Genomic DNA, 7,006 nt, shown 5'->3' with positions numbered 1-7,006 from the left:
GGGGGAGGGGGTGGCTGCTGAAGTTGGCCAGGACGAGGAGTTCGGTGGCGGTGTCCTGGTGGTGGCGGGTGAAGGCGTAGAGGTGTTCGTGGTCGGGGGCGAGCATGTGGAAGTCGCCGTGGGCGATGGCGGGTTCGGTGTGGCGCAGGTGGATCAGGCGGCGGTAGTGGTGGAAGACGGAGTGGGGGTCGGCCCGCTGGGTTTCGGCGTTGTTGTGGTGGTGGTCGGGGTGGACGGGGATCCAGGGGGTTCCGGTGGTGAATCCGGCGTGCCGGGTGGTGTTCCACTGCATGGGGGTGCGGGCGTTGTCGCGGCTGCGGGCGCGTAGGGCTTCCAGGACGCGTTCGGGGTCTTCGCCGGCGGTGGTGGCTTCGGCGTAGTGGTTGAGGGATTCGATGTCGCGGAAGTCGTCGAGGGTGCGGAAGGGGTAGTTGGTCATGCCGAGTTCTTCGCCCTGGTAGATGTAGGGCGTGCCGCGGTGGAGGTGGAGGACGGTGGCGAGGAGGGTGGCGGAGCGGGTGCGGTGTGCGGGGCTGTCGTCGCCGTAGCGGGAGACGACGCGGGGCTGGTCGTGGTTGTTCCAGTACAGGCTGTTCCAGCCGGTGTCGTTGAGGCCGGTCTGCCAGCGGCCGAGGCTGGCCTTGAGGTCGGTCAGGCGCAGTGGGCGGGGGTCGAACTTCCCGCCGGGGCCCGAGTCGAGGTTGACGTGTTCGAACTGGAAGACCATGTCCACCTCGGCGCGGGCCGGATCGGTGAAGAGCCGGGCTTCCTCCACGGTGACGCCGGGCATCTCGCCCACCGTCAGCAGGCGTCCGGGGCGGTCGGCGAAGACCTCGCGGTGCATCTCCGCCAGGAACTCGTGAATGCGGGGGCCGCAGACATAGGAGGGGCTGCCGTCCCCGTACTTGCTGCCGGGCCGGACGTGCCCGTCGTGCAGGGCCGGGTCCTTGGAGACGAGGTTGATGACGTCCATGCGGAAGCCGTCGACGCCCCGGTCCAGCCACCAGCGCATCATCGCGTGGACGGCCTGACGGACCTGCGGGTTCTCCCAGTTGAGGTCGGGCTGCTTGCGGGAGAACAGGTGCAGGTAGTACTCCCCGGACGCCTCGTCGAACTCCCAGGCCGGACCGGAGAAGATCGACTCCCAGTTGGTGGGTTCGGCGCCGGGGGTGCCCGGTTCCATGCCCTCGCGGGCCGGGCGCCACCAGTACCAGTCGCGCCTGGGCCCGTTCCGGCCGCCGTCGCGCGACTGGACGAACCAGGGGTGCTCATCGGAGGTGTGGTTGACCACCAGGTCCATCACCAGCCGCATGCCCCGGTCGTGGACCGCCGCCAGCAGCTCGTCGAAGTCCTTCAGCGTGCCGAACACCGGATCGATGTCCTGGTAATCGCTGATGTCGTATCCGTTGTCGTCCTGCGGCGACGGATACACCGGCGACAGCCACAGCGCGTCCACCCCCAGCTCGGCCAGATAGTCCAGCCGGCCCGTGATCCCCCGGAGATCCCCGACGCCGTCCCCGTTCGAGTCGGCGAAGCTGCGCGGATAGATCTGGTAGACGACGGCGGACTTCCACCACGGCTCGACGGCGGTCGCGCGAACTGGGGGCACGGGAGAACCTCGTATCGCTCGTGTGCCGACAGGCGGCGTACGGACGTGCGGCGTACGGCATCGGCACTTCTCTTGCGTCGCGCCACCTGACTCCGGCGCGAGGCGCACTTATTTGTACGGTGGAAGTTTCTTGGGGTCAACCCCTGCGAAACACAACCCCGGGTTGACGGGAAACGCGCATGCCTCATATCGGGGCATTCCGGGAGGAAGAGGGGCGCAGAGAGCCCGGAGGTGGACGGACACCCGGCCGGATGCAGCACGGCACACGTCACGGCGCCGGTCGCGCGCACCTCTCGGGGTCGGCGCGGGGGAGGCTTCCTTGACAAGGACAACAAAGCGCCGCGACGAGCGACACGCGGCGCCGGGGCTCAGCGCGTGGCCTGCACGGCTTCCCTGATCGCCAGGCAGGCCGCGCCGCGCGCCCACAGGTCGTCGTCGGCCACGTGCGTCACCAGTTCGCAGTCGGCCGCGGCGGTGGAGAAGCCGTGGGCCGCCAGCGCCTCCCGGCAGGACGGGCCGAAGAACTCGTAGGCGCGGACGCTCTCGCCCGTCAGCACGATCTTCTCCGGGTTGACCAGGTTGCACAGGGTCGCGAGCGCGCGGCCCAGGGCCTGCCCCATCACGGAGAACGCGGCCCGCGCCGCGTCGTCCCCGGCCCCGGCCCGGGTCACGGCGTCCGCGATCGAGGCGCACGGCACGTCCGAGGCACCGGAGACGGCCGCCAGGACGGCCGCGTCCGAGGCCATCGCCTCCAGACAGCCGCGGTTGCCGCACGAGCAGAGGGCTCCGTCGGGCTGGACCGGCACATGGCCGAGTTCGCCGGCCAGGCCGGAGGAGCCGGTGAACAGGCCACCGGCCAGCAGCAGTCCGCAGCCGATGCCCGCGCCCACCGTGACCACGGCGAGCGACTGGCAGTCCCGGCCGGCGCCGAACCAGCGCTCGGCGACCAGCAGGGCGTTGGCATCGTTGTTCACCACGACCGGCAGGCCGAGGGCCGCGGACAGCGGCCCGGCGACGTCCACGTCGCCCCAGCCCATGATCCCGGACCGCACACAGCGGCCCGCGCCCGCGTCCACGTGGCCGCCCAGGCCCACGCCGACACCGAGCACGCGCTCCTCCGCACGGTCCTCCGCGGCGAGGAGATAGCCGACGGCCTGCGCGGCGAGCGCCATGACGTCCCCGGGCGCGGCTCCGGCCGCCACGGGCAGCCGGCTCCTGGCGACGACGGTGGCCTCCAGGTCGGTGAGCACCGCCGTGACGCTGTTGGGGGCCAGCTTGACCCCGACCACCAGATGCCGGTCGCGGGCGACGGCGAGGATCCGCTGCGGTCGGCCGCCGCCGGAGCTGCGCGCGCCGATCTCCTTCAAGTACCCGGTCTCGATGAGCGGGTTGACCGCCCGGGTGACCGTGGACTGGGAGAGACCGAGGCGCCGGGCCAGCTCGGTGCGCGACGCGGGTCCGGCCGTGAGGACCTCGGCGAAGATCGCCGCCCTGGTGTCACCCGCGACCACCCCGGTCGGCTCCGGCCCCGCCGCCACGCGGTGGAAGAGCGTGGGCACGGGGCTGCTCGGTGCCGGACCTGCTGTCATACGGGGAAGTGTAGGTCGCGGCCCTGGTGCCCAGGGATTTCCTTGCCCATTACGCGCGGGAGAGGACAGTCGGCCCGGTTACTTTCTTCAGACACGAAAGCCTCTGCGGCGCCTCTCCCCTCCCTCTTCTCACCCCTGGGGAGCCGCGCTGACCGCCTCCCCCACCAGGAAGCGGAAGTCCCGCACGGCGACCGTGACGTCCGGGCGGCGCCCGGCCAGGAACGCCAGCGGACCGGCGCCCGGGGCGCGCAGCCGTTCGCGGCCCACGGCCATGGCGCCCGAGAGACGCAGCGGCACCTCGCAGACGCTGCCGTCGGCCTTCCGCTGCACCAGCCGGGCGCGCACCGGCAGCGGGACGCGGGGCAGGCGGAGCCGGTCCCGGTAGACCGTGGTGACGGTCTCGCCGGGGCCGGTGACCAGCCCGGCCGTGAACGGGGCCCCGGCCCCGGTCTCCGCCCCGAAGGTGAACTCGCCCAACTCCTTGGGAATGCCCCACAGTTCGCGCCCGCCCGCCAGGGACCGCCCGTCGTCCACCCAGACGGCCACGGCGGTGGACGCGATGCCGCGCCCGCGGCGGACGAGGAGGGAGACGAGGAACTCGCGGTACTCCAGCACGCCGCCGGGCCGGTAGTCCACCCAGAAGGTCGTCAGCAGACACCGCCCGCGCACCGTCAACGGCCGTACGCCCGGCGGAAGTTCCCAATCCGGGAGGGACCGGACGGGCAGCCGCCAGACAGAGACGTACATGTCGCCCCGCAACCGCCAGGGCGCCGGTGGATAGTGGCTCATGTACCGACTGTAATCAGGGAACGGGCACCACGGTCCGGTCCGCGTACCGGTGCGCCACCCGGCCCACGCCGGTCACGCCGGTTGCCGCGACTCCAGATGGGCCTTGAGACGGTCCAGAGTGGCCTCGATGTGCGCGTTGTTGGCCCCGGCCCGGTCCGAGACCCCGGTGAGGAGGCGCGTGAGGGGGGCGAACCACACCGGGAGACGGATCCAGTTGGTCTCGGTGATGGTGCAACCGGTGCCGTCCGGACCGGGGTCGATGTCGTACTGCCAGCGCGAGACGGGGATGCGGAACGCGTGCACGTCGAACGCGAACCGGCGGTTGCGGGTGGCGTCCGTGATGGTGCACGTGGTGGACCAGCGGCGGCGTCCGTTGCGGTTCACCCCCCGGAAGCGGGCGCCCACGGCGGCGTGGGTGGCACCGCGCAACCAGCGGGCCTCGACGGCCTCTTCGGCGAAGGTGACCATGAGCAGCGGGTCGCTGACGACACGGTAGGCCTCGGCGGGGGTGGCGTGGACGGTCACCTGACCGATGGCGACAGGGCTCTTGGACGGCACGGGTCAACCTCCCTGTGGACTATGACTGGCTGCTTACCCCAGCGCGACCCGCCGGGCAACGGGCGCGTGCCACGTCACGCACGTCGTGAGCAAGCCCCGGCGCCTCCTCGTCCGGGACGTCACCCCGTCGGCCACCGCCCGTACGCGTCCGACGGACCGGCCCCCGGAGCGGCGGTACGCCCGTCATGACCACCCGCCCGGCCCCGGCATCGTCTCCACTCCGTCCGGCGCCTGCCGGCCCCGCGGTGCGCCCGCCGCGGCGACCGAGCGCACGTACCCCAGGGCCGCCTCCGGCTCACGCGCAAGCGGATCCGGGTCGCCGGGCCGGGCCGTCCGGCGCGCCGAACGCCACCAGCGCTCGCGGGCGTTACCGCGCCCGGTGTCCGCCTCGACGAAACCGGCGGCGCCGAGGCGGGGGCGGAGTCGGTGGCCGGGTCGGTCATGGCGGTCGCCCCGGACCGCCGGGGGCCTTCGCAAAGGCTCCTTCGCAGCCGTCCCTTTGCAGCGGATTCTTCGCGATGGTGTGTGCGCGACGTGCGAGAATGGAACAAGATCCCGGATCACGCCGCGTTCCCCACACGCGCACACACGCCGGGACCACTGTCGGAGGAGGGTTCTCATGGTGACGCGACGCACCCCGCTCCCGGGCGTCGGCACCCAGTACGACATCGCGACCAAGGACGGCCGGCACATCTCGGTGGTGGTCCACGAGGACGGCCGCCGTTTCCTCGGCTTCTACGACCCCGACGACCCCGACGCCTGCCAGGGCACCGTTCCCCTGGAGGCGGAGGAGGCCGCGCGGCTCGCCTCGATCATCGCCCCGGACCGTACGGAAGTGGCGCTGCCGGGCACCGAGTTCGACCTCAACCTGGTGACCGAGCGGATCCCCATCGGCCCGGACTCCCCCTACCGCGGCCGTCCCATGGGCGACACCAAGGCCCGTACCCGGACCGGGGCCTCGATCGTCGCCGTGCTCCGCAGGACCGGAGCGCACCCGTCGCCGGGCCCCGACTACCGCCTTGAGGCAGGTGACACGCTGCTGGTCGTCGGCACCCGGGAGGGCGTCGACGACCTGGCCGACATCATCGCCGGCTCGTGAGCCGCGCCCGCCCCCCACACGACCCGCATCGCCACGGGCCCAACGGAAAGGCGCGGTGACCGTGCACGACACCACGACCATGCTGATCGAGCTCGGGGCCGTCGTGCTCGGCCTCGGCCTTGTCGGACGGCTGGCCGGACGGCTCGGCCTCTCCCCCATCCCTCTCTACCTGCTCATAGGGCTCGCCTTCGGCCACGGCGGAATCGTTCCGCTGTCCACGACCGAGGACTTCATCGAGGTCGGCGCCGAGATAGGCGTCATCCTGCTGCTGCTCATGCTCGGCCTGGAGTACACGGCGACCGAGCTGGTGGACAGCCTCAAGACGCAGTACCCCTCGGGCATCGTCGACCTGGTGCTCAACGCCGTGCCGGGCGCGGTCGCCGCGCTGCTGCTGGGCTGGGGCCCGGTCGGGGCGCTGGCGCTGGCCGGTGTCACCTACATCTCGTCGTCCGGGGTGATCGCCAAGGTCCTCACCGATCTGAACCGGCTCGGGAACCGCGAGACGCCGGTCGTCCTCGGCGTCCTCGTGATCGAGGACCTCACCATGGCCGTCTACCTGCCCGTGCTGTCCACGGTGCTGGCCGGGGTGGGCCTGGCCAGCGGCAGCCTGACCCTGGCGATCGCGCTGGGCACGGCCGGGGTCGCGCTCTTCGTGGCGCTCCGGCACGGCCGCGTGATCAGCAAGGCGGTCTCCTCGGACAACCCCGAGATGCTGCTGCTGGTGGTGCTCGGGCTGACCCTCCTGGTGGCCGGGGTGGCGCAGCGGCTCCAGGTGTCCGCGGCGGTCGGGGCGTTCCTGGTCGGCATCGCGCTCTCCGGCGAGGTCGCGCACAACACGCGGCGGCTGTTCACGCCGCTGCGCGACCTGTTCGCCGCGGTGTTCTTCGTCTTCTTCGGCCTGTCCACCGACCCGAGCGCGATCCCGCCGGTGCTGGTGCCCGCGCTGGCGCTGGCCGTCGTCACGGCGGCCACGAAGATCGCCACCGGCTGGTACGCGGCGCGGCGGGCCGGGATCGGTCCGCGCGGCCGGTTCCGGGCGGGCGGCGCGCTGGTGGCGCGCGGCGAGTTCTCCATCGTGATAGCGGGGCTGGCCTCGGCCACCGAGCCCAGGATCGCCCCGGTGGCCACCGCGTATGTGCTGATCCTGGTGATCCTGGGCCCGTTCGCGACCCGCTGGACCGAGCCGGTCGCGCGGCGGCTGCGGGAGCGCCGCAGGTCACGGCGGACGGCCGCGGCGGAGATCGTCGGCGAGGTGCGGGCGGCGGAGTCCGGCGCCTGAGACGGGTCCGGGGCGGCCCCGCCGCACCGCCACGGCATCACAGTGTCGCGGCGTCAGGGCGTCACGGCGTCACCGTGTCGATC

The 7,006-nt window shown here is 72.4% G+C and carries 6 protein-coding genes; 2 read left to right on the top strand and 4 right to left on the bottom strand.

What is annotated here, in order from left to right:
* The 4 genes from ACSNOC_RS08430 to ACSNOC_RS08415 form a co-directional block, all read right to left on the bottom strand.
* Nucleotides 1-1,609: alpha,alpha-phosphotrehalase (locus tag ACSNOC_RS08430; RefSeq protein ID WP_436746653.1), on the bottom strand; the 1,609-nt coding region annotated here is incomplete at its 3' end.
* A gap of 368 nt (nucleotides 1,610-1,977) precedes the next feature.
* On the bottom strand, nucleotides 1,978-3,198 hold the full coding sequence (locus tag ACSNOC_RS08425; protein WP_436746652.1) for an ROK family protein: 1,221 nt from the start codon (nucleotides 3,196-3,198) through the stop codon (nucleotides 1,978-1,980).
* Between the two features lie 129 nt (nucleotides 3,199-3,327).
* Nucleotides 3,328-3,987 carry an acetoacetate decarboxylase family protein gene (locus ACSNOC_RS08420; RefSeq protein ID WP_436746651.1) on the bottom strand — a complete coding sequence of 220 codons (660 nt, stop codon included), beginning with the start codon at nucleotides 3,985-3,987 and terminating at the stop codon, nucleotides 3,328-3,330.
* Nucleotides 3,988-4,059: 72 nt separating this feature from the next.
* On the bottom strand, nucleotides 4,060-4,545 hold the full coding sequence (locus ACSNOC_RS08415; RefSeq protein WP_436746650.1) for an SRPBCC family protein: 486 nt from the start codon (nucleotides 4,543-4,545) through the stop codon (nucleotides 4,060-4,062).
* A gap of 619 nt (nucleotides 4,546-5,164) precedes the next feature.
* Between ACSNOC_RS08415 and ACSNOC_RS08410 the strand changes: the two genes are divergently transcribed.
* Together ACSNOC_RS08410 and ACSNOC_RS08405 are read left to right on the top strand one after the other, a co-directional pair.
* Nucleotides 5,165-5,644: a cation:proton antiporter regulatory subunit gene (locus ACSNOC_RS08410; protein WP_436746649.1), complete on the top strand. Its 480-nt coding sequence runs from the start codon at nucleotides 5,165-5,167 to the stop codon at nucleotides 5,642-5,644.
* Nucleotides 5,645-5,705: 61 nt separating this feature from the next.
* Nucleotides 5,706-6,923 (top strand): cation:proton antiporter, encoded by a 1,218-nt coding sequence (locus tag ACSNOC_RS08405; RefSeq protein ID WP_436746655.1) that lies wholly within the window; start codon nucleotides 5,706-5,708, stop codon nucleotides 6,921-6,923.
* The last annotated feature ends 83 nt before the right edge of the window (nucleotides 6,924-7,006 follow it).

It is taken from the genome of Streptomyces sp. URMC 129 (genome assembly GCF_051386415.1).
Lineage (GTDB): Bacteria > Actinomycetota > Actinomycetes > Streptomycetales > Streptomycetaceae > Streptomyces.
The sequence above is the reverse complement of the archived record's forward strand: the minus strand, read 5'-3'. Positions and strand labels throughout refer to the sequence as shown.

Coding starts and splice junctions, on each gene's coding strand:
- ACSNOC_RS08425 (WP_436746652.1), bottom strand. CDS start 3,198: ATGACAGCAGGTCCGGCACCGAGCAGCCCCGTGCCCACGCTCTTCCAC.
- ACSNOC_RS08420 (WP_436746651.1), bottom strand. CDS start 3,987: ATGAGCCACTATCCACCGGCGCCCTGGCGGTTGCGGGGCGACATGTAC.
- ACSNOC_RS08410 (WP_436746649.1), top strand. CDS start 5,165: ATGGTGACGCGACGCACCCCGCTCCCGGGCGTCGGCACCCAGTACGAC.